The sequence below is a fragment of the Streptomyces sp. CoH27 genome, assembly GCF_020181035.1.
GTDB classification, from domain to species: Bacteria; Actinomycetota; Actinomycetes; order Streptomycetales; family Streptomycetaceae; genus Streptomyces; species Streptomyces camelliae.
Genome location: NZ_JAIQYY010000028.1, coordinates 5,335 through 25,572, shown reverse-complemented (window position 1 = coordinate 25,572; position 20,238 = coordinate 5,335). Strand labels below are relative to the sequence as shown.

Below are 20,238 nucleotides of genomic sequence, written 5' to 3'. Positions count from 1 at the left end.
ACATTCATGCCCTTCCCCCTCAACCACGACGACCCCCAGACCTTCGGCCCGTACCGCCCGGTCGCCCGACTCGGCAGCGGTGGCATGGGCACCGTCTATCTCGCCCGCACGGCAGGCGGCCGTACTGTGGCGCTGAAGGCGATGCACGCCCACATCGCCTCCGATCCCGCCTTCCGCACCCGGTTCCGGCTGGAGGCCGACGCGGCGCGGGTCGTGGGGGAGCGGTTCGGGGCCGGGGTCGTGGACGCGGATCCGCGAGCCGAGTCGCCCTGGCTGGCCACGGAGTATGTGCTCGGGCCGCCCCTCGACGAGGCTGTGGAGCTGTGCGGTCCGCTGCCCGAGGCGTCCGTACGGGCCCTGGGGGCGGCGTTGTGCGGGGCCCTGGAACAGTTGCACGCGTCCGACGTCGTCCATCGCGACCTCAAACCGTCCAACATTCTTGTCACGGCGTATGGGCCGAAAGTCATCGACTTCGGCATCGCCCGTGCGGCAGGGGATGACCGCCTCACGCGGGTCGGGGTCGCCGTCGGCACACCTGCCTTCATGTCGCCGGAACAGGCGAGCGGGCAGGAGCACACGCCTGCCGGTGACGTCTTCGCGCTCGCCGGTCTGCTCGTCTTCGCCGCAACCGGACGTCCGCCCTTCGGGCACGGCCAGGCGGCCGATCTGCTGTACCGGGTGCAGTACGCCGAGCCCGACCTGAGCGGTGTACCCGGTGGTCTTGTGCCGATGCTCGTGCAGTGTCTGGACAAGAATCCCTTCCGGCGGCCGACCACCTCCCAACTTGCTGCTGAATTCCATGACGGGTCGGGTGAGTTCGCGGATCACCTGCCCGACGCGCTCCTTGCGGACATCGCCCGCCGGGCGACCGAGGTCTGGCAGCTCACACCGCAGCGTTTGCCAGCTCCGCTCGACGAGGAGGCGGAGACTGCGGCGCCGACGGCCGCCGCACGCATCTCCCGTCGACGGCTGCTGTTCACCGGCGGGGGCGCGGCTCTGGCAGTCGCGGGCGCCGGGGCGGCGGCTTGGTCCTGGAACGAGTGGTCAGGTACGGGTCCCGGACCGCAGCCCACTGCTGGGCCGAGCAACAGCTTGCTGCCGAAGAAGAAACTGGACTCTAGCTGGCAGATCCAGGTCGCCGACCCGCCTGACGACACCATTCCGGCGCAGCTGCACGTCGTCGCCAACCTGGTGACTCTGGTGGCGGGCAAGGGCTTGGGTGGCATTGTCGCGCAGAACGGGCACGTCCAGTTCGCGTCGGACCAGATGGAGAACACCTGGCAGGTAGCCACCGACGGAGAACGCCTCATCAGGGTGGTGCAGGCGGACGGTTCCGAGAACAACGCGGGCAAGCCCGGCGGATTCCCGCTGCTCCTTGCCTCCGTCGACCTTCTCACAGGCAGAGCGTCAAAGCCCTTTGCGGAGTTCACCGACTTCAACGGGGTTCTCCCCGAAACCCAACTGGTGTGCACCGCGGACGGCGTCGCCTATGTGGCGGCTGGCCGAGGCAAGTTCTCTGACGAGGGTTTTCTCGCCTCCCAGTCGTGGTACCTGTTCGCCGTCGACATCACCTCGGGCAAGCGGGTATGGACGACGCCGTTGCCTGCACGGCGGCAGGGGTCCGAGCGGCTCTACTTCCTCAGCGCCGCGGTCACCGGACGTCACCTCGTGACCCTTCAGGAGGCAGACGACGGCACCGTACGGGCCGTCGTGCGCGACACCCGCACGGGTGCCGTCCGCTGGGACCGTCCACTCGACGGAATCAAACCCGACCGCGTGCGGCAGCCACTGGCCGTCGACGGACAGCAAATGTATGTGGGTAACGGGCCGCTGCGGGCTCTGCGGCTCAGTGACGGCGCAGTCGCCTGGAACACAACGTCGGGGCGACGGGGCACGACGTACGGTCCCCCGCTGGTCAGCAACGGCACCGTGTTCGCGGCCGAGAAGGGGCGCGGGCTCGTCGCCTTCACCAGCGACGATGGGACTGTCATGTGGGAGGAGCGGGGCGGCCAGGGGGCCGATGCCGATGTCACCGCCCCGCCGGTGATCGGCCCCAACTACGTCTACAACAAGCGTGGATCGGAGCTGGTGGGCGTGGCCTGGCATGCCAACTTCGCGCCGGCCCGCTCGTTCAAGACCACTGGCGACCAGTTCGTCGCCCATGAGAAGTCCAGCCGGGTCATCGCGCTGGGCGGAAGGTTCCTGGCGGCCTTCCCTCTGCAGTGAGTCGTCCCCGCGTGGAGCGAGCTACCTGCGGAAAAGAAGAGAACCGGTGGGAAGAAAGAAGAGAGAGCGATCCGCGATGAGACCCCTGGGCACCGGCGACCCGATCCGCCTCGGACCGTACCGGCTGCTCGGTGTGCTGGGCGAGGGCGGCATGGGCAAGGTGTACATCGGCCAGGACCACGCGGGAACCATCGCAGCCGTGAAGGTGCTCCGACCGGAACTCACCCACGACACCAACCTCGCCCAGAGGTTCGTCCGCGAGGCGTTGGCCGCCCAGGCCGTACGGAGTCCCGGTGTGGCCGCTGTCCTGGGTGCCCAGACCGAGGGCGGACGGCCGTGGATCGCCACTGAGTTCCTGGCGGGGCCGACGCTCGATCAGATCGTGGAGAGATTCGGCCCGCTGGGCGACGGCACGGTCCGTGCCCTGGCCGCATCCGTCGCCCGTACCCTGCGCGACATCCATGCCGCCGGCTTCGTCCACCGTGACCTCAAGCCGCCGAACATCGTGCTCACGTCGGACGGCCCGCGGGTCATCGACTTCGGCATCGCACGCCCTGAGCACGGTCTGACGCTCACTACGACCGGGCAGATCCCGGTCACCCCAGGGTACGGCGCTCCCGAGCAGGTGCTCGGACATCGGGTCACTGCAGCAGCTGACGTCTTCTCCCTGGGCGCTGTACTCATCTACGCGGCCACCGGGCACCGGGCGTTCGAGGGAACGCACGTGGCCGCCGTCCAATACGAGGTGGTTCACGGCGAGCCCCGCTGGCACGGCCTTTCACCGGAGCAGCACGCCCTGATGGCTCCGTGTCTGGCGAAGGAGGCGGCCCGGCGGCCCACGCCCGAGCAGATCGCCGGCGCCTTCGCCCAGCCCAAGAAGTCGGATGTGGTGTGGAAGCGCGGCCCCGTGGCGGAGGCGATCAAGGAGCGGGAGCGAGAGGTACGTAACCTCACTGCCCCGCTGCTGTCGACCGGTGAGATGGGGACTGGGCCGAGCAGGCGACGCCTGCTCGCAGGGTTCGCGGCCGGCGGTTCCGTACTGGCCGCCGGGGGCACCGCGACGGGCTGGTGGCTGCTGCGTGGCAGCAAGAGTGACCAGCGCCGGAAAGACCCGTTCACCTACCCGCCCGCCGTGAAGACACCGGCGGCACGACTGCTCTCCGCCGACCAGGGTGACTTCATCGTCGGGAAATCCCCGAAACCGTTGTGGAAGGCGCTCGGCGTGACCGACGCCAAGTCACCGGCCCCGTTGCCGATACGAGACGTCGTCATCGTTGGCAACCCCGTAACCGGTATAGCGGCTCTCAACGTCGTCGACGGCAAGCGCCGCTGGAGCGCTCCAGAGATGCAGAAGTCACGCCGTTACCTTTCGTTGTCGGACCGGCTGCTCGTGGCCGCTGACGACCACGGCACACTGCACACCTTCGTCCCGTCCACCGGGGAGCCCAGGTGGACGGCGGCGGCCGACGCCGACATGCTGCTAGCCGCGGACGAGGAAGCGGTCTACCTCCTGACGAAGGACCACCGGCTGCGCGCCGTGGGCCGCTCCGACGCCAAGATCCGCTGGACGGCACAGCTGCCAGACGACTTCCGCAAGACACTCCTGCCCAGGTCGGCCGTTGATCAGGGACGGCTCGTCGTCACTACCAGTACCGGGCATGCCATGGTGGTGAATACGAAGAACGGTCGTATGGTGTGGACGGCCCGCAACCTGGCGAAGGATCGCTACCTCTTTTCGGTTGCGAGGAACGGCATCGTCTGCCTCAACGGCAATGCCCTCTCCGCACACAGGATCTCGGACGGCAAAAAACTGTGGACATACACGGAGAAAGCCTACTACGACGACAGTAACGAAGAGTGGTCTCGCCCCAGCATCTATGGCGATGTGGTGTACTCGGCCGCCTGTAACAGCGAGGGGTACGGCACCCCCATGGGTATCGACCTGCACAGCGGAAAAAAGCGGTGGGAAGCCGAGCTGGCGGTGAACAACAACGATTACCCGATCCTTCTGCAGGGCACTGGGGTCTGGATCATGGATCCCGATGGCAGCGTCGGCAGCACGCTGAGGACAACGGGTACGGACAACAAATCAGAGGAGATCTGGTCCTACGACCTCGCCAGGGACGGCGATGCGGTGTCCTTCGCCGCCGACGGCAACCGCGTCTTCGCGGTGAGTCATGGCACTGTGTACGCGCTGCCGGTGTTCTGAAGATGAGCACTGCGGCCGCTGGCCCTCAGAGGCGGGAGCCTCGTCGAGCCGGCGGCGCCCGTTCCCCTCTGTGCTTCACATCCGCCAACCTGTCTGAACCAACGGTTCCCCCTCTTCCGTGGGTGCGAAGTAGGGCGTGGCGGCGCCCGCGGTGGAGTGGGCGATACTGACTGGTGTTGAGACCGGCGAGGTCCGGACCCAGGCCGGCGAAGCGGCACCGTGTCAGTCGTCCATCATCAGCGGCTCTCGTAACGAGGCAGTTCCTTCGGAAAATTGCGAGGAGCCTTGCACTCGGCCAATGCGTAGGCGTGCTGCGCGAGCTGATAGGCGAAGTCGCTCAGCACCTGCCGCAGTGGCACCCCCTTGACCTTGGCAGGTCCTTGGAGCCGGGCCTCGCCGACCACCGCGTAGGGGCGGGACGCGTTGTACCCGGGGACGCCGGGCGGTGTACAAGGCACGTATACCGAGGAGGTGGCCGCACTGGAATTGACCTGAGCCAGAGCTTCTATATCGCCCACGGACACCCGAATGATCTGGGTTTGCCCCCCGGACTCCCGATAGTATTCGAGCCAATCTCCGCGGGAGGTGGGCTGGACCCTCGCTTCCCCGGAGAGGGATGAGTCGTTGCTGGTGGAGACGTGGCACCAGAAATCAAGGTCAGCTCCCGCTCCCTGGGCGTCGGAGCCGCTTTCAGCTGATTGTGCCCTGGGCAGCACTCGCTGGACCGTATCGCGTTTGAGAGTGCCTTCACACATTTTGCCTGGGAGAAGGTAGAGGCCTTTGTTCAGGAAAATCCATCCAGCGCCACAGAAGATTCCGAGAGCCACAAAGAACAAAAGGATGACCCTCCAGTTCTTCCAGGAAGCACGTGGGCTTCGGCTCCTCTGTGACGTATCCATTAGGGACGCTCCTTCGTGTTACTCAGGTACTGACTACTGGCGTCCCATCCCAAATTAACGGCGTTGCGGACGAGATCGTCGGTGCCGTCCTTGGGTGAGTTCAGATGATGCCGGGCGAGCGCGTCGTCCGTCGACCATTGCGTTTGCTGATTGACAGAATCCCGCATCGCGTACAGGTCCTTGGCGCTGGAGTACAGTCCCTCGTCCTTTGCGCCCTGCATCTGCTGGCCTTCGATCAGACGGTCGACGGCCGCACCGGCAACGGCTCCGGCTCCTCCTCCGATCACGGACCCCATCATCGCGCCGCCCAGATGCTCGGGGACCTTGAGGCCGGAGAAAGCGATGTTAACCCAGCTCTTGGCGGCATCCCCCTTTGCCTTCAGGGCGTCATTGTAGTCATTCTGTGTACCGATGGCGGCCTCTACTTTGCCATCGGCCACGGAATGTCCGACGATGCCCTCGATGATGCCCGCATTCCTGCCGATATCCGTAAGGACCTGCTCACGGGGACCGTCGAACAAGGACGGGTCGGAGAGATGTGATTCAAGGAGGCTGCCGGTGTAAATGCTTTCACCGTAGACTATCCCGGCCCTACCCGCAGGGTCTGCGGATGTCGCGGAAAGGAATCTCACTACATCGCGGATGCGTTCACCCTGAAAGAAGTCGGGCATTTCACTGTTCGTAAGGAAAACGGCCTTCGAGTTGGGTCCGGCTAGGGCTTCGCTGATCTCCGGCATATAAGCCGCCGCCATGTCCCCGAAGCTCCCGCCCAGCCCCCTGGACACGAGGTCCGCGCCCCCGTCAGGATTGGCGACCGCCTGCATGATGTTGGCCATGATCTTGACCTGCGCCGCGCTGTGGGGCGGGGCCATGGAAGAGTGTCGCCGTTGGCTACTCCAGTGACAGCGCTCTCCAAGGCACGCCCGAGGGATGCTCCTCGGTCCGTGTACTCGGTGGTGCCGAGCATATGCTCCAGGTCCGACTTGGACTCGAAGGCGTGAGTCGCCGCCTCGGGATTATGGGAAAGGGCGTCGAAGAGCCCCTCCAACGGGTCGCGGCCGTTCCCGTCACCGAAGACCAGGTCGATGTGGTCATAGCCCTTCACCCAGAGCGAGTCGGTGTTGGAGTCGCTGGCGCCCTTGTCCTGCTGGAACAGCCTGGTCCGGTAGTCGTCGAGGAACTCGGTGTCGAACTCGCCCTGCCGCATCAGGCTGCTCAGCACCTGGGAACCGAGCGCACCAACGGGATTCTGCCACGGGACCTTGGACTCGGAATGGAAACTTGTGTTCATCTCCTTGAGGACGTCTGTCTTCCACGCCCTCATGTTGTCCGAATCCGAGAACGACGCCGTGGCCAGGGTCAAGCTCAGGTTCTGTTGCAGCTCCTCCATGCTCTTGAGTTCCGAACCCCTGGCGCCGGCATGGGCGTTCACCATGTCCGTCCAGAACTGAAGCGTGCCCTTGCCGCCCAGCCCCTCTGCGAACCGCTCGGAGAAGAGAGGGTCGTTGTGGTACTTCTCCAAGTACCGGTTGAATTCGGCGATGTCCTTGGCGGACATCTTGTCGGGGTGCTTGGCCATCTTCGCCAGCTTGTCGGCGGCCTCGACGGCGTCGGCAGCGGTGTCGCGATCCTTGTAGTGGGCGTCGGAGAACCCGTACTTGGCCTGGTCCACGAGAAGCCTCAGAACCTTGGCGGCACTGTTGTCGCTCTCCGTGGCCTTGCTGAGGATGCGCTGGATCTCGTCGCGGAGATCGTCGGCGTCCTTCTGACTGTTGGCGCTTGTCTTTCCGCTGGGATCGGAGGCCCAGTCCGGGCGAGTGTTCCCCATGACGGAGAACGTGCCGTGACCGGTGTCGACGACGGTGAGGTTCTTCTGCTCGCCCCGCGTGATGGCCTCGTTCAACTGAGTTCGGTAGTCGACCAGTTCGCCACGGGTGTCCTTCAGGATGTTGGTGATCGAGTCCGCCTGGGTGTGGGCGTCCGCGAACTCCTGCGCTGTCTTGTCGATGAACTCACGGCTCACCTGGGCGTTGACGCCAGCCCAGTTGGCCTTGTCCGCCTTGGCCTTGAGGTTGTTCTGGGCGTCCTGTTTCAGAGACGCGAGCTTTTTCGTCATCTCCTCCCAGTCAGTGATGGCCTCACCGAGCTGCGAGAAGTTGCCGTGGCGCAGTGCGTTGAGATCCATCGCCGTCAGCTGTCCTTCCGCTCGTCGAAGCCCTTGTCCAGCTAGGAGATGCTGCTGAGCGTGCCGGCGATGTAGGTGTCGTCCGCGGCGTGCTGGTTCTTGGTGTAGCGCATGTGATTGGAGATGTGGGCGCAGGCATCGAGCAGGGTCTGGACCTGGTCGATCCAGTGCTCGGCGACGTGATCGAGGGCGGAGCCGAGGGCGAAGCCCTCGCTCTGCAACCCTCCCGCCGCCTTCATGGAGGAGATTCGGGCGTGATCGCTGTACCGACCGAATTCCTGAAACAACTCATGTGCCGCAGAGCCGATCGCGGCGAGGTCCGACTGGTGGACGGTGAGGTCACCGCGGGTGCTCTCACCGCCCCCGCCGCCTCCCGCCGGCGCCAGCTGGTTGAGTTACATGTGCGTCGATTGCGTCTCGGCTGCCTTGGCCTTCAGCTGTTCCCACTCATCCCACGCCATGCGTGGTTCCTCCCCGATTCCCCGTTGACCCGCCCGGTGGGCGGTCACCCGTCAAGCCGTCAGCCGAGTGATGCCGCCTCAGTACTCCACATCCACCAACCCCGTCTGCACCAACGGCCTCCCCCTCTTCCGCGACACGAACACACCCCGCCCCGCCGGCATCGGCCGCGGCCGGACTCCGTTGAGGATGTCGCCCTCGGCCGGGTCGCCGGCGAGGACGATGCCCTGGGCGCCGAGTTCCTTCATGCGCTGCATGAACGGCTCGTAGGAGGCGCGGCCCGCGCCCGCGGAGGAGCGGGCGATGATGAAGCGGACGCCGACGTCGCGGGCGAAGGGCAGCATCTCCGTCAGGCCGGCGAGCGGGTTGCCGCTGGAGGTGGAGACGAGGTCGTAGTCGTCGATCACCACGAAGACCTGCGGGCCCCGCCACCAGCTGCGGTCCCGCAGTTGCTGCGGGGTCACGTCGGCCGTCGGCGTGCGGCGCTGCATGAGGTCGGCCAGGGCCGCCATGTGGTGGTCCATCTGGCTGGACATCGGGATGTACTCGGCCAGGTGCGAGGCCGGGGTGATGTCCAGCAGCGAGCGGCGGTTGTCGACCACGAAGAACTTCGCCTCGTCGCCGCCGTACCGCAGGGACAGCTGCTTGATGATGAGCCGCAGCAGGTTCGACTTGCCGGACTCGCTCTCGCCGAAGATGAGGAAGAACGGGTCCTGTTCGAAGTCCAGGAACACCGGCTCCAGGGCGTCCTCGTCCAGCGCGAAGGCGATGCCCCGCTGCGGGAGCCGGTCGCCCGGAGGCAGCTGCACGGCCTCCAGCTGGCGCGGCAGCAGGCGGACCTGCGGCGCGCCCGGTGCCTGCCAGTGGCGGCCGACCTCGGTGGTCAGCGCCGCCGTGGCCTCGGCCAGGTCGGTGTCGGAGGTCAGGCCGTCGATGCGCGGGACCGCCGCCATGAAGTGCAGCTTCTGGGGGGAGAGGCCGCGGCCGGGGACGCCTGCCGGGACGTTCACCGCCACCTTGCGGTCGATCTCCGAGTCCATGACGTCACCCAGGCGCAGCTCCAGGCGGTTCATCAGGTGGTCCTTGAGGTTCGCCCGGACCTCCATCGAGCGCGACGCCGTGATGATCACGTGGATGCCGTAGCCGAGACCGCGGGCGGCGATGTCCAGGACCGCCGGCTCCAAGGCCTCGTAGTCCGTGCGGAAGTTGCCCCAGCCGTCGACGACCAGGAAGACGTCGCCCCAGGGTTCGTCCGTCACCGAGATGTCGCCGCGGGCCCGGCGGGCGCGGTAGTCGGCGATCGAGGCGATGCCCGCCGAGCGGAAGTACTCCTCGCGGCGGGTCAGGACGCCGTACACCTCGGAGACCGTGCGGCGCACGCGTTCGGGGTCGAGGCGGGAGGCGATGCCGCCCACGTGCGGCAGGCCGGAGACGGCGGCCATGCCGCCACCACCGAAGTCCAGGCCGTAGAACTGCACCTCGTACGGCGTGTGTGTCAGGGCGAAGGAGCAGATCAGGGACCGCAGGAGCGTCGACTTGCCGGACTGCGGGCCGCCGATGATCTGCATATGGCCCTGCGCGCCCGAGAAGTCGAGCATGAGCCGGTCGCGGCGCTGCTCGTACGGCTTGTCGACGAGGCCGACGGGGACGATGAGGCGGCCGGCGCCCTCGTAGTTCGGCTGGGTCAGGCCACGGCCCTGTACCGCCGCGAGGCCGGGCAGCAGCGAGTCCAGCGCCGGCGGGCTCTCCAGCGGCGGCAGCCACACCTGGTGGGCGGCCGGGCCCTGGGCCTCCAGCCGGCGCACGATCACGTCGAGGACGGTGTCGGCCAGTGCCTCGTCCACCTCGGGGGCCTGCTCGGTGCGCTGTTTGGGGATGGCCGTGTACTGCACCGGCACCTCGGTGGCCGTGAACAGCACCGGGCGCCGGTCCACCGGCAGCGGGCCGCCGCCCAGCGCCGCGCGCTGCGAGCCCGAGCGGTACGTGCCGGAGACGTACGCCGCCTTGAAGCGGACCATCTCGTCCGTGCCGAACTTCAGGAAGCCGGAGCCGGGGACGTTCGGGAGTTCGTAGGCGTCCGGGACGCCCAGCGCGGCGCGGGATTCCGCCGCGGAGAACGTGCGCAGACCGATGCGGTACGACAGGTACGTCTCCAGGCCGCGCAGCCGGCCCTCCTCCAGGCGCTGCGAGGCCAGCAGCAGGTGCACGCCCAGCGAACGGCCGATACGGCCGATCTGCACGAACATCTCGATGAAGTCCGGCTTCGCGGTCAGCAGCTCGCTGAACTCGTCGATCACCAGGACCAGGGAGGGGATCGGCTGGAGCGGGGCGCCCGCCGCGCGCGCCTTCTCGTAGTCGTGGATGTTGGCGTAGTTGCCCGCGTCGCGCAGCAGTTCCTGGCGGCGGTTGAGCTCACCGCGGATCGAGTCGCCCATGCGGTCGACCAGGGTGAGGTCGTCGGCCAGGTTGGTGATGACCGCCGCCACGTGCGGCATCTGGGCCATGCCGGCGAAGGTCGCACCACCCTTGAAGTCCGCGAGGACGAAGTTCAGGGTCTCGGAGGAGTGGGTGACCGCGAGGCCCAGCACCAGGGTGCGCAGCAGCTCCGACTTGCCGGAACCGGTCGCGCCGACGCACAGGCCGTGCGGGCCCATGCCCTCCTGCGCGGCCTCCTTGAGGTCCAGCATGACCGGGCGGCCGTCCTCACCGAGGCCGATCGGCACGCGCAGGCGCTCCGCGAGGGCGCGTGGGCGCCAGGTCCGCTTGGTGTCGACGGAGGCCGCGTCGCCGAGCCCGAGGAGGTCGGTGAACTCCAGGTTCGCGAGCAGCGGTTCGTCGTCGTCGCCGCCCGACGCCATGCGCAGGGGCGCCAGTTGCCGGGCCAGTGCCTCCGCGGACTCGTAGGACAGGGCGTCCGGGGTGCCGTCGTAGACCTCGCCGTGCCCGGACTCCAGGCGCAGCATGCCCGGCTGTACGACGATGGAGAGCTCGCCGCCCGCCGTCGTCAGCTCACCCGGCACCACCTCGACGATCGTGACGCCCTGCAGGCCCTCGGGGTTGGCGAGCACCGAGTCCGGCAGCAGGGAGATGTCGTCGAGGACGAGCACGATGTGCGGTTCGTCCAGCAGCGGCGAGGCGGCGGGGTGGAAGCGGGGGCGGCCGGTGAGCCCGGCGGACAGCAGGTCCTCCAGCTCGCGCGGGTCGGTGCCGATCAGCCGGCGGGAGCCCGCGCCGTCCACCGCACCGGGCGCCTGCACATGCGGCAGCCACTTCGCCCAGTCCCAGTGCGGCAGCGCCTCGCGCCCGGCGGCCACCGCGATGATCAGGTCCTCGGGGGAGTGCAGCGAGGCCAGCGAGCCGACCAGGGCGCGGGCGGAGGACCGTACGGACTGCGGCTCACCGCTGACCGTGACGTGGTAGAAGGCGCGCAGGGACACCGCCATCGGCAGATCGCCGACGGTGCCGTGCGTGGCGAGGAAGCGCTGCATGGCGCCCGCGGTCAGCGGCTCCAGCTGCTCGACCGGGCCGGTCTCCGGGGCGATGAGCGGGGTCGCCAGCGGCTGCGGGCCGAGTCCGACGCGCACGTGCGCGAAGTCCTCGTCACCGGGCCGCCGCTCCCACACCCGGCTGCCCTCGGCGACGAGCGCCCACAGCTGCTCGGGGGAGGGGTGCAGGTAGTACTGCGCGTCCCGCTGCGTCCGTGCCGTCGTCACGGCGGACTTGCGGGTCTGCGACAGATAGCTGAGGTAGTCGCGGCGCATGTCGGCCAGCTGGCCCTGGGAGCCCCGGCGGAAGCGGACCACCATCGCGATGGACATGGCCACCGTCGAGGCGATCATGATCATGCCCATGATCTTCATGAACGGCTGACCGTTCGTGAAGAAGAAGACCACCGAGCCGCCCATGCCCAGCGTGGGCAACAGCTGCATCAGCACGCTCTCCTGATGCCCCCGCGGCAATTCGGGCGGTGGCTGGACAACGACCTCTTCCGTGGGCACTTCGGACGGCAGCGCCCTAGCTGGGCGCTTGACGACAATCTGGCTCACTGCTCACCAATTCCCTTGCCCGACCCAGGCTTTCCGCCCGCCGCCCCGTGTCCGGCGTGCGCAGGCCGCCGCGTGATCCTACTGAGTTCACGGTGGTCGGGTGAGCGGTAGGGTGCCGGATGTTCGCGTGAGCACACGCCGAGCAGGCTGGACATACCGGGACGAGCCCCTCGATGTCGAGGCGGTACGGCCCCGGAATCCGGCCACAGGGCACCCGTTCCGGCGCGCACGGCGCCGACCGGCACGAGACCTTCACGAAGTAGACGCACCACCACCACTGAGGGGGAGCAGCAGGTGAGCATGACGGCCGCCGCCACCGGCGGACCCGGCACGGGAGCCCCCGCCGGGCCCGGCACCGGACTCGGCTTCTGCCGGGTCACCATCGTCGCGCCGGACAGCCGCATCGACGTGGCACTGCCCGACGACGTCCCGGTCGCCGACCTCTACCCGGAGATCCTCCGGCTGTCCCAGCAGAGCCCCGAGTCCGGCGCCCCGGTCGGCTACCACCTGGTCCGCACCGACGGCACCGTGCTGGACAGCGCCCGCTCCTTCGCCGCCCAGCGCATTCTCGACGGTGAACTGCTCACCCTGCGGCCGTTCGCCGACTCCCTGCCGCCGGCCGTCTTCGACGACGTCTCCGAGGCCGTCGCCTCCGCCGTCACCAAGCAGCACAAACTGTGGAGCGGCGACCTCACCCGGGCGGCGGGCCTCGTCGGCGGCGGCGTGCTGCCGACGCTGCTCGCGTTCGTCGCCTGGACCGCCGACCCGCGCCACGACATGCACGGCCTGGCCGGCATCCTCGCCGCCGTCGCCGGCGTCCTGCTGGTCGTCCTGTCCGCGATCCGCGCCCGCGTCTACGACGACCGCGGCTCGGCCGTCGCCCTCGGCCTCGGCGCCCTGCCCAACATCGGCGTCGCGGGCAGCGGGCTGCTGCCGCTGAGCGGCGGGGAGGGCATCGGCCGGCTCCAGTTCCTGCTGGCGTGCGCGGCCGTCCTCGTCGCGGCCCTGATTCTCGCCCTGTGCTCCCCGCACGGCGACGGCCCGTTCGTCGCCTTCGTCTTCGCCTCGGCGGTCGCCCTGGTCGTCGTCTTCGTCGCGACCCTCACCCACTGGTCCGCGACCGAGATGGCCGGCCTGTGCGCGCCCGTCGCCGTCGGCGCCCTCGCCTTCCTGCCCGGCATGTCGATGCGCTTCGCCCGGCTGCCGATCGGCTTCGAGAACCCCAGCAGCGGCCCCGCCCCCCGCTCCGCCTACGGCACCGAAGCCGCGCCCGAGCCCGTGGACACCGAGCGCATCGAGGCCCAGGCCCGGCGCGGCCACGAGCTGCTCGTCGGCCTCGTCGGCGGCTGCGCCCTCCTGGCCGTGGGCGCCGCCGCGGTGCTCGGCTTCTCCGACGGCATCTGGCCCCAGCTGCTCGCCCTCGCCACCGGCGTCGCGATGCTGATGCGCGCCGGCCTCTTCCGGTACACCGCCCAGGTCGCTCCCGTGCTCGCCGCCGGCCTCGCCTGCCTGGTCCTGCTCGGCCTCGGCCTCGCCCTCAACCCGCCGCGGCACGCGATGTTCGAGGCGCTGAGCGGCAACCGCACCGACCTGGACATCCGCACCATCTGGCTGATCGCGGCCATCGGCGCGGCCACCGCCCTGGTGACGGCGCTGGGCCTGATCCTGCCGCGCGGCGGACTGACCCCGTTCTGGGGCCGCTTCCTGGAGATCTGCGAAGGCTTCGTCCTGCTGACCCTGATCCCGCTGACCCTGGCGGTCTTCGACGTGTACGCGACGGCGCGGTCGATGACCAGCAAGTAACGGCTCCCGTGGACGGCATCGGGCCCGGGCTCACCCAAGAGCCCGGGCCCGATCCCGTGTCCGGCGGCGCGTGCTGCCGTGCCGTGTCCGAAGCGTGGCGCCACGGCATGTCCGACGCGTGGCGCCCACTGCGCGTGTCCGACGCGTGGCGCTACTGCGCCGAGAGCCCCCCGTTCCGCTCCGTGGGCTCCAGATCGAACTCCCCGTCCCGAGCCCCCAGCACGAACGCCCGCCACTCCGCCTCGGTGTAGCGCAGCACGGTGTCGTGGTCGAGGGAGGACCGCATCGCCACGGCGCCCTCGGGGAGGTACGCGATCTCGACGCGCTCCTCGTGCTCCTCGGTGCCCGGGGCGCAGTGCCACTCGACGCCCGAGATGTCGAGCGCGTACAGCTCGTCCCGCTCCCGCTCCTTGCGCGCCTTGATCTCCGCTTCCGTCTCCGCCATCGTCCAGCGACCCCTTCCCGGCGTTACGTTTCGATCCCGGCGCTCACCCTAGTGGCCGCGCGCGTCCCGCCCGGGTCGTTCGACGACCGCGGGAAAAGCGCCCGCCACCTCCTGGTACCCTGGCTGACGGCCGGTTGTGTACGCACCCCCGGACCCCCGTAGCCGACGCTGCAGGTTCTGGTGGCCGCGCCCAGCGGATCCCGCCTCCCGAGTAACGGAAGCTCCCCCGAGACGCAGACCGGGGGCACTCGGTGGCACTCGACAAGACTATGAGGAGTACGCGTGTCGCTCGACGCCGCTACGAAGAAGCAGATCATCTCCGAGTTCGGTACCAAGGAGGGTGACACCGGCTCCCCCGAGGTCCAGGTCGCTCTGCTCTCCCGTCGGATCTCCGACCTGACCGAGCACCTCAAGACCCACAAGCACGACCACCACTCCCGTCGTGGCCTGCTGATCCTCGTCGGTCAGCGCCGCCGCCTTCTCCAGTACCTGGCGAAGAAGGACATCCAGCGCTTCCGTACGCTGGTCGACCGCCTCGGCATCCGCCGTGGTGCGGCGGGCGCCAAGTAAGACGCCGTGAAGGGAGCGGTTCCCGAAGGACTCGGGGACCGCTCCCTTTGCCGTATGCGGGGAAACGTGCGCAGTGTCACACACGCTTTGTAGTGTGGTAGCACAACGCAATACGCACGACACGCAACGCAGGACGAAAAAGAACGAGGAGAAGCGCACCTCGCCGCCGCCGGTCCTCGGTAGTGGCCCCCGGGGGGAAGCGAGCCCCGGGTGCTTCGATCGAAGACCGGCCCGCACCAGACGGCGCGCTTCTCCGCCACAGTCCCCCTGCCACACGGGCAGCCAAGGGACGAAAGACGATACGTAACGGAGAAAACGCTAGTGGAGAACGAGACCCACTACGCCGAGGCCGTCATCGACAACGGCGCCTTCGGCACCCGCACCATCCGCTTCGAGACGGGCCGCCTGGCCAAGCAGGCCGCCGGCTCCGCCGTGGCGTACCTGGACGACGACACCATGGTGCTGTCGGCCACCACCGCCTCCAAGAACCCCAAGGACCAGCTCGACTTCTTCCCGCTGACGGTGGACGTCGAGGAGCGGATGTACGCCGCCGGCAAGATCCCCGGCAGCTTCTTCCGCCGTGAGGGCCGGCCGTCCGAGGACGCCATCCTCACCTGCCGCCTCATCGACCGCCCGCTGCGCCCGTCCTTCAAGAAGGGCCTGCGCAACGAGATCCAGGTCGTCGCCACGATCATGGCGCTCAACCCCGATCACCTGTACGACGTCGTGGCGATCAACGCCGCCTCCGCGTCCACGCAGCTGGCCGGTCTGCCCTTCTCCGGCCCGATCGGCGGCGTCCGCGTCGCGCTGATCCGCGGCCAGTGGGTCGCCTTCCCGACGCACACCGAGCTTGAGGACGCCGTCTTCGACATGGTCGTCGCGGGCCGCGTCCTGGAGGACGGCGACGTCGCGATCATGATGGTCGAGGCCGAGGCCACCGACGGCACCATCAAGCTCGTCGAGGGCGGTGCCGAGGCGCCGACCGAGGAGGTCGTCGCCGCCGGTCTGGAGGCCGCGAAGCCCTTCATCAAGGTGCTCTGCCGCGCCCAGGCCGACCTCGCCGCCAAGGCCGCGAAGCCGACCGCCGAGTTCCCGATCTTCCTGGACTACCAGGACGACGTCTTCGAGGCCCTGACGGCCGCCGTTCGCCCCGAGCTCGCCCAGGCGCTCACCATCGCCGGCAAGCAGGAGCGCGAGGCCGAGCTGGACCGCGTCAAGGGTCTCGCCGCCGAGAAGCTCCTGCCGGAGTTCGAGGGCCGCGAGAAGGAGATCTCCGCCGCGTACCGCTCGCTCACCAAGCAGCTGGTCCGCGAGCGCGTGATCAAGGAGAAGAAGCGCATCGACGGCCGTGGGGTGACGGACATCCGTACCCTCGCCGCCGAGGTCGAGGCCATCCCGCGGGTGCACGGTTCCGCGCTGTTCGAGCGTGGCGAGACCCAGATCCTGGGCGTCACCACCCTCAACATGCTCCGCATGGAGCAGCAGCTGGACACCCTCTCCCCGGTGACCCGCAAGCGCTACATGCACAACTACAACTTCCCGCCGTACTCCACCGGTGAGACCGGCCGCGTCGGCTCCCCGAAGCGCCGCGAGATCGGCCACGGCGCCCTCGCCGAGCGCGCCCTCGTGCCGGTGCTGCCGACGCGCGAGGAGTTCCCGTACGCGATCCGCCAGGTGTCCGAGGCCCTCGGCTCCAACGGCTCGACGTCCATGGGCTCGGTCTGCGCCTCCACCATGTCGCTGCTGAACGCCGGTGTGCCGCTGAAGGCCCCGGTCGCCGGTATCGCCATGGGCCTGATCTCCCAGGAGGTCGACGGCGAGACGCATTACGTCACCCTCACCGACATCCTCGGTGCGGAGGACGCCTTCGGTGACATGGACTTCAAGGTCGCCGGCACGAAGGACTTCGTGACCGCCCTCCAGCTCGACACCAAGCTGGACGGCATCCCGGCCTCCGTCCTCGCCGCGGCCCTCAAGCAGGCCCGCGACGCCCGCCTGCACATCCTCGACGTGATGATGGAGGCCATCGACCGGCCCGACGAGATGAGCCCGCACGCCCCGCGGATCATCACCGTCAAGATCCCGGTCGACAAGATCGGCGAGGTCATCGGCCCCAAGGGCAAGATGATCAACCAGATCCAGGAGGACACGGGCGCCGAGATCACCATCGAGGACGACGGCACGATCTACATCGGCGCCGCCGACGGCCCCTCCGCCGAGGCCGCCCGCGCCACGATCAACGGCATCGCCAACCCGACGATGCCCGAGGTCGGCGAGCGCTACCTCGGTACGGTCGTCAAGACGACCACCTTCGGTGCGTTCGTCTCCCTGCTGCCCGGCAAGGACGGTCTGCTGCACATCTCGCAGATCCGCAAGCTCGCCGGCGGCAAGCGCGTGGAGAACGTCGAGGACGTCCTCGGCGTGGGCCAGAAGGTCCAGGTCGAGATCGCCGAGATCGACTCCCGCGGCAAGCTCTCCCTCGTTCCGGTGATCGAGGGCGAAGAAGGCAACGACACGGACAAGGACGACGCCGAGCAGTGACGTCCCGTAGCTCCAAGGTGACGGCCCGCCCCTCTTCGGAGGCGCGGGCCGTCGCCCGTACCCAAACCCTCATCAAGGGCACGGGCGGCATCGGCACGGTCCGCAAGACGACCCTCCCGGGCGGCCTGCGCATCGTCACCGAGACCCTGCCCTCGGTCCGCTCCGCGACCTTCGGTATCTGGGCGCACGTCGGCTCCCGCGACGAGACCCCGGCCCTGAACGGCGCCACGCACTACCTGGAGCACCTGCTCTTCAAGGGCACCGAGCGGCGCAGCGCGCTGGACATCTCCGCCGCCCTCGACGCCGTCGGCGGCGAGATGAACGCATTCACGGCGAAGGAGTACACGTGCTACTACGCGCGCGTGCTCGACACCGACCTGCCGCTCGCCATCGACGTCGTCTGCGACATGCTGACCGGCTCGCTGATCCTGGAGGAGGACGTCGACGTCGAGCGCGGCGCGATCCTCGAAGAGATCGCGATGACAGAGGACGACCCCGGCGACTGTGTGCACGACCTTTTCGCGCACACCATGTTCGGCGACAACGCCCTCGGCCGCCCGGTCCTCGGCACGGTCGACACGGTCAACGCCCTCAGCGCCGACCGCATCCGCCGCTTCTACAAGAGGCACTACGACCCGACCCACCTCGTGGTCGCCTGCGCGGGCAACATCGACCACAACAAGGTCGTACGACAGGTCCGCGCGGCCTTCGAGAAGGCGGGCGCCTTCAAGAACACGGCCGCGCAGCCCATCGGCCCGCGCGAGGGCCGCCGTACGATCCGCACGTCCGGCAAGGTCGAGCTGCTCGCCCGCAAGACCGAGCAGGCGCACGTCGTCCTCGGCATGCCGGGCCTCGCCCGCACCGACGACCGCCGCTGGGCCATGGGCGTGCTCAACACCGCCCTCGGCGGCGGCATGTCCTCCCGCCTCTTCCAGGAGGTCCGGGAGAAGCGCGGCCTCGCCTACAGCGTGTACTCGTACACCTCCGGCTTCGCCGACTGCGGCCTGTTCGGCGTGTACGCCGGCTGCCGGCCGAGCCAGGTGCACGACGTGCTGAAGATCTGCCGCGACGAACTCGACCATGTCGCCGCCAACGGCCTCACCGACGACGAGATCGCCCGCGCCGTCGGCCAGCTCCGCGGCTCCACCGTCCTCGGCCTGGAGGACACCGGCGCACTGATGAACCGTATCGGCAAGAGCGAGCTGTGCTGGGGCGAGCAGATGTCCGTCGACGACATGCTGGACCGGATAGCGGCGGTCACCCCGGACGAGGTCCGCTCGGTCGCCCGCGACATCCTGGGACAGCGCCCGTCGCTGTCGGTCATCGGCCCGCTCAAGGACAAGCAGGCCGCACGGCTGCACGACGCCGTCGCCTAACCCCTCCTGACAAGGAAGCACAAGAGATGAGCAAGCTGCGCGTGGCGGTCCTCGGTGCCAAGGGCCGCATCGGGTCCGAGGCGGTCCGGGCGGTCCAGGCCGCTGAGGACATGGAGCTGGTCGCCGCCCTCGGCCGGGGCGACAAGCTGGAGACCCTGGCGGAGACCGGCGCCCAGGTCGCCGTCGAGCTGACCACCCCCGACTCCGTCATGGACAACCTCGACTACTGCGTGCGCCACGGCATCCACGCGGTCGTCGGTACGACGGGCTGGACCGAGGAACGCCTCGCGCAGCTGAACGGCTGGCTCGCCGCCTCCCCGGAGACCGGCGTGCTCATCGCGCCGAACTTCTCCATCGGCGCCGTGCTGACCATGAAGTTCGCGCAGATCGCCGCGCCGTACTTCGAGTCGGTCGAGGTCGTCGAGCTGCACCACCCGAAGAAGGTGGACGCGCCGAGCGGTACGGCCACCCGCACCGCCCAGCTCATCGCCGAGGCCCGCAGGGCGGCCGGTACGGCCCCGGCGCCGGACGCCACGGCCACCGCGCTGGAGGGCGCTCGCGGTGCGAACGTCGACGGGATCCCGGTCCACGCCGTACGCCTGCGCGGCCTGCTGGCCCACCAGGAGGTGCTGCTCGGCGGCGAGGGCGAGACCCTCACCATCCGCCACGACTCCCTGCACCACAGCAGCTTCATGCCGGGCATCCTGCTCGGCGCCCGCCGCGTGGTGACGACTCCGGGCCTGACCTTCGGCCTGGAGCACTTCCTGGACCTGAGCTGAGACCGTTTCTGCGATGCGCGCGAAGATCACCTACCTCGTCACGGCCGCCGTCCTGGTCTTCTACTTCGTCCTGGTCGGCAGCCGAGGCGTGATGCTCATCCAGTCCGGCACGCTCCTGACCGTCACCTTCGGGGTCGCGGTCCTGATCCTGCCGGTCATCGGCCTGTGGTTCCTGTGGCAGAACACCCAGTTCGTCCGCAAGGCCAACGCTCTCGCCGCCGAACTCGACGCCGAGGGCGCCCTGCCGGTCGACGAGCTGCGGCGCCTGCCCTCCGGCCGTATCGACCGTGACTCCGCCGACGAGGTGTTCGCCAAGCGCAAGGCCGAGACGGAGGCGTCCCCCGACGACTGGCGCTGCTGGTTCCGCCTGGCCGTCGCCTACCACGACGCCCGCGACACCCCACGCGCCCGCAAGGCGATGCAACGGGCGATCGCCCTGCACGAGGGCAGGTCGGCCGAGGCCTGACCCGAACCCACGCAGCTGCGGGCAGCCGTGCGGCGGGGACGGCGCCCCACCCGGCAGCGGCCGTTGTACCCGCGTAGCTGCGGGCAGTCGTGCCGCTGGGGCGCTGGGGGGTGCCCCCGGTCGAGCGAAGCCGAGACTGGGGGAGGGTGGGCGCGGGGGTACCCCCTGCTCGAAGAGCTTGGGGGAGGCACCCGGCCGGCGCCGGCATGTGACCCGGCTTGCTGTTCAGCGGCA

General features: G+C 68.9%; 13 protein-coding genes and 1 pseudogene. 8 read left to right on the top strand and 6 right to left on the bottom strand.

Features of this window, described 5'->3' with window-relative positions; genetic code table 11:
* The first annotated feature begins 6 nt into the window (after window positions 1–6).
* Both LE548_RS36345 and LE548_RS36340 read left to right on the top strand, forming a co-directional pair.
* Complete coding sequence (locus LE548_RS36345; RefSeq protein ID WP_225101297.1) at window positions 7–2,226, top strand: protein kinase; 2,220 nt, start codon at window positions 7–9, stop codon at window positions 2,224–2,226.
* 76 nt (window positions 2,227–2,302) lie between these two features.
* Window positions 2,303–4,435: a protein kinase gene (locus LE548_RS36340; RefSeq protein ID WP_225101349.1), complete on the top strand. Its 2,133-nt coding sequence runs from the start codon at window positions 2,303–2,305 to the stop codon at window positions 4,433–4,435.
* Window positions 4,436–4,671: 236 nt separating this feature from the next.
* Here LE548_RS36340 and LE548_RS36335 read toward each other — a convergent pair whose 3' ends face one another.
* From LE548_RS36335 to eccCa, 5 genes and pseudogenes are all read right to left on the bottom strand, one after another.
* Window positions 4,672–4,893 (bottom strand): hypothetical protein, encoded by a 222-nt coding sequence (locus tag LE548_RS36335; RefSeq protein WP_225101296.1) that lies wholly within the window; start codon window positions 4,891–4,893, stop codon window positions 4,672–4,674.
* 440 nt (window positions 4,894–5,333) lie between these two features.
* On the bottom strand, window positions 5,334–6,005 hold the full coding sequence (locus LE548_RS36330) for a hypothetical protein (RefSeq protein WP_225101295.1): 672 nt from the start codon (window positions 6,003–6,005) through the stop codon (window positions 5,334–5,336).
* 41 nt (window positions 6,006–6,046) lie between these two features.
* Entirely contained in the window at window positions 6,047–7,519 is a 1,473-nt protein-coding gene (locus LE548_RS36325) for a hypothetical protein (RefSeq protein ID WP_225101294.1), read from the bottom strand.
* Window positions 7,520–7,560: 41 nt separating this feature from the next.
* Window positions 7,561–7,980: pseudogene (locus LE548_RS36320) on the bottom strand (hypothetical protein).
* Window positions 7,981–8,058: 78 nt separating this feature from the next.
* Window positions 8,059–12,024: a type VII secretion protein EccCa gene (gene eccCa / locus LE548_RS36315; RefSeq protein WP_225101293.1), complete on the bottom strand. Its 3,966-nt coding sequence runs from the start codon at window positions 12,022–12,024 to the stop codon at window positions 8,059–8,061.
* A 300-nt stretch (window positions 12,025–12,324) separates the two neighbouring features.
* Here eccCa and eccD point away from each other — a divergent pair, with 300 nt between their 5' ends.
* Window positions 12,325–13,827, top strand: a complete 1,503-nt coding sequence (gene eccD, locus LE548_RS36310; RefSeq protein ID WP_225101347.1) for a type VII secretion integral membrane protein EccD — start codon at window positions 12,325–12,327, stop codon at window positions 13,825–13,827.
* A gap of 151 nt (window positions 13,828–13,978) precedes the next feature.
* On the opposite strand, the gene LE548_RS36305 is transcribed toward eccD, so the two are convergent.
* On the bottom strand, window positions 13,979–14,272 hold the full coding sequence (locus LE548_RS36305; protein WP_225101292.1) for a DUF397 domain-containing protein: 294 nt from the start codon (window positions 14,270–14,272) through the stop codon (window positions 13,979–13,981).
* Window positions 14,273–14,554: 282 nt separating this feature from the next.
* Here LE548_RS36305 and rpsO point away from each other — a divergent pair, with 282 nt between their 5' ends.
* The 5 genes from rpsO (at window position 14,555) to LE548_RS36280 (ending at window position 20,004) form a co-directional block, all read left to right on the top strand.
* Entirely contained in the window at window positions 14,555–14,842 is a 288-nt protein-coding gene (gene rpsO / locus LE548_RS36300; protein WP_023546329.1) for a 30S ribosomal protein S15, read from the top strand.
* Window positions 14,843–15,163: 321 nt separating this feature from the next.
* Window positions 15,164–17,383 (top strand): polyribonucleotide nucleotidyltransferase, encoded by a 2,220-nt coding sequence (locus LE548_RS36295; protein WP_225101291.1) that lies wholly within the window; start codon window positions 15,164–15,166, stop codon window positions 17,381–17,383.
* Entirely contained in the window at window positions 17,380–18,759 is a 1,380-nt protein-coding gene (locus LE548_RS36290; RefSeq protein ID WP_225101290.1) for a pitrilysin family protein, read from the top strand. The genes LE548_RS36295 and LE548_RS36290 overlap by 4 nt, the downstream gene beginning before the upstream one ends.
* A gap of 26 nt (window positions 18,760–18,785) precedes the next feature.
* Window positions 18,786–19,538 carry a 4-hydroxy-tetrahydrodipicolinate reductase gene (gene dapB / locus LE548_RS36285; RefSeq protein WP_225101289.1) on the top strand — a complete coding sequence of 251 codons (753 nt, stop codon included), beginning with the start codon at window positions 18,786–18,788 and terminating at the stop codon, window positions 19,536–19,538.
* 13 nt (window positions 19,539–19,551) lie between these two features.
* A complete protein-coding gene (locus LE548_RS36280; RefSeq protein ID WP_225101288.1) occupies window positions 19,552–20,004 on the top strand; it encodes a hypothetical protein in 453 nt (150 codons plus the stop codon).
* The last annotated feature ends 234 nt before the right edge of the window (window positions 20,005–20,238 follow it).

Coding starts and splice junctions, on each gene's coding strand:
- LE548_RS36330 (WP_225101295.1), bottom strand. CDS start 6,005: ATGCCCGACTTCTTTCAGGGTGAACGCATCCGCGATGTAGTGAGATTC.
- eccD (WP_225101347.1), top strand. CDS start 12,325: ATGACGGCCGCCGCCACCGGCGGACCCGGCACGGGAGCCCCCGCCGGG.
- LE548_RS36280 (WP_225101288.1), top strand. CDS start 19,552: ATGCGCGCGAAGATCACCTACCTCGTCACGGCCGCCGTCCTGGTCTTC.
- LE548_RS36325 (WP_225101294.1), bottom strand. CDS start 7,519: ATGGATCTCAACGCACTGCGCCACGGCAACTTCTCGCAGCTCGGTGAG.
- LE548_RS36340 (WP_225101349.1), top strand. CDS start 2,303: ATGAGACCCCTGGGCACCGGCGACCCGATCCGCCTCGGACCGTACCGG.
- dapB (WP_225101289.1), top strand. CDS start 18,786: ATGAGCAAGCTGCGCGTGGCGGTCCTCGGTGCCAAGGGCCGCATCGGG.
- LE548_RS36345 (WP_225101297.1), top strand. CDS start 7: ATGCCCTTCCCCCTCAACCACGACGACCCCCAGACCTTCGGCCCGTAC.
- LE548_RS36305 (WP_225101292.1), bottom strand. CDS start 14,272: ATGGCGGAGACGGAAGCGGAGATCAAGGCGCGCAAGGAGCGGGAGCGG.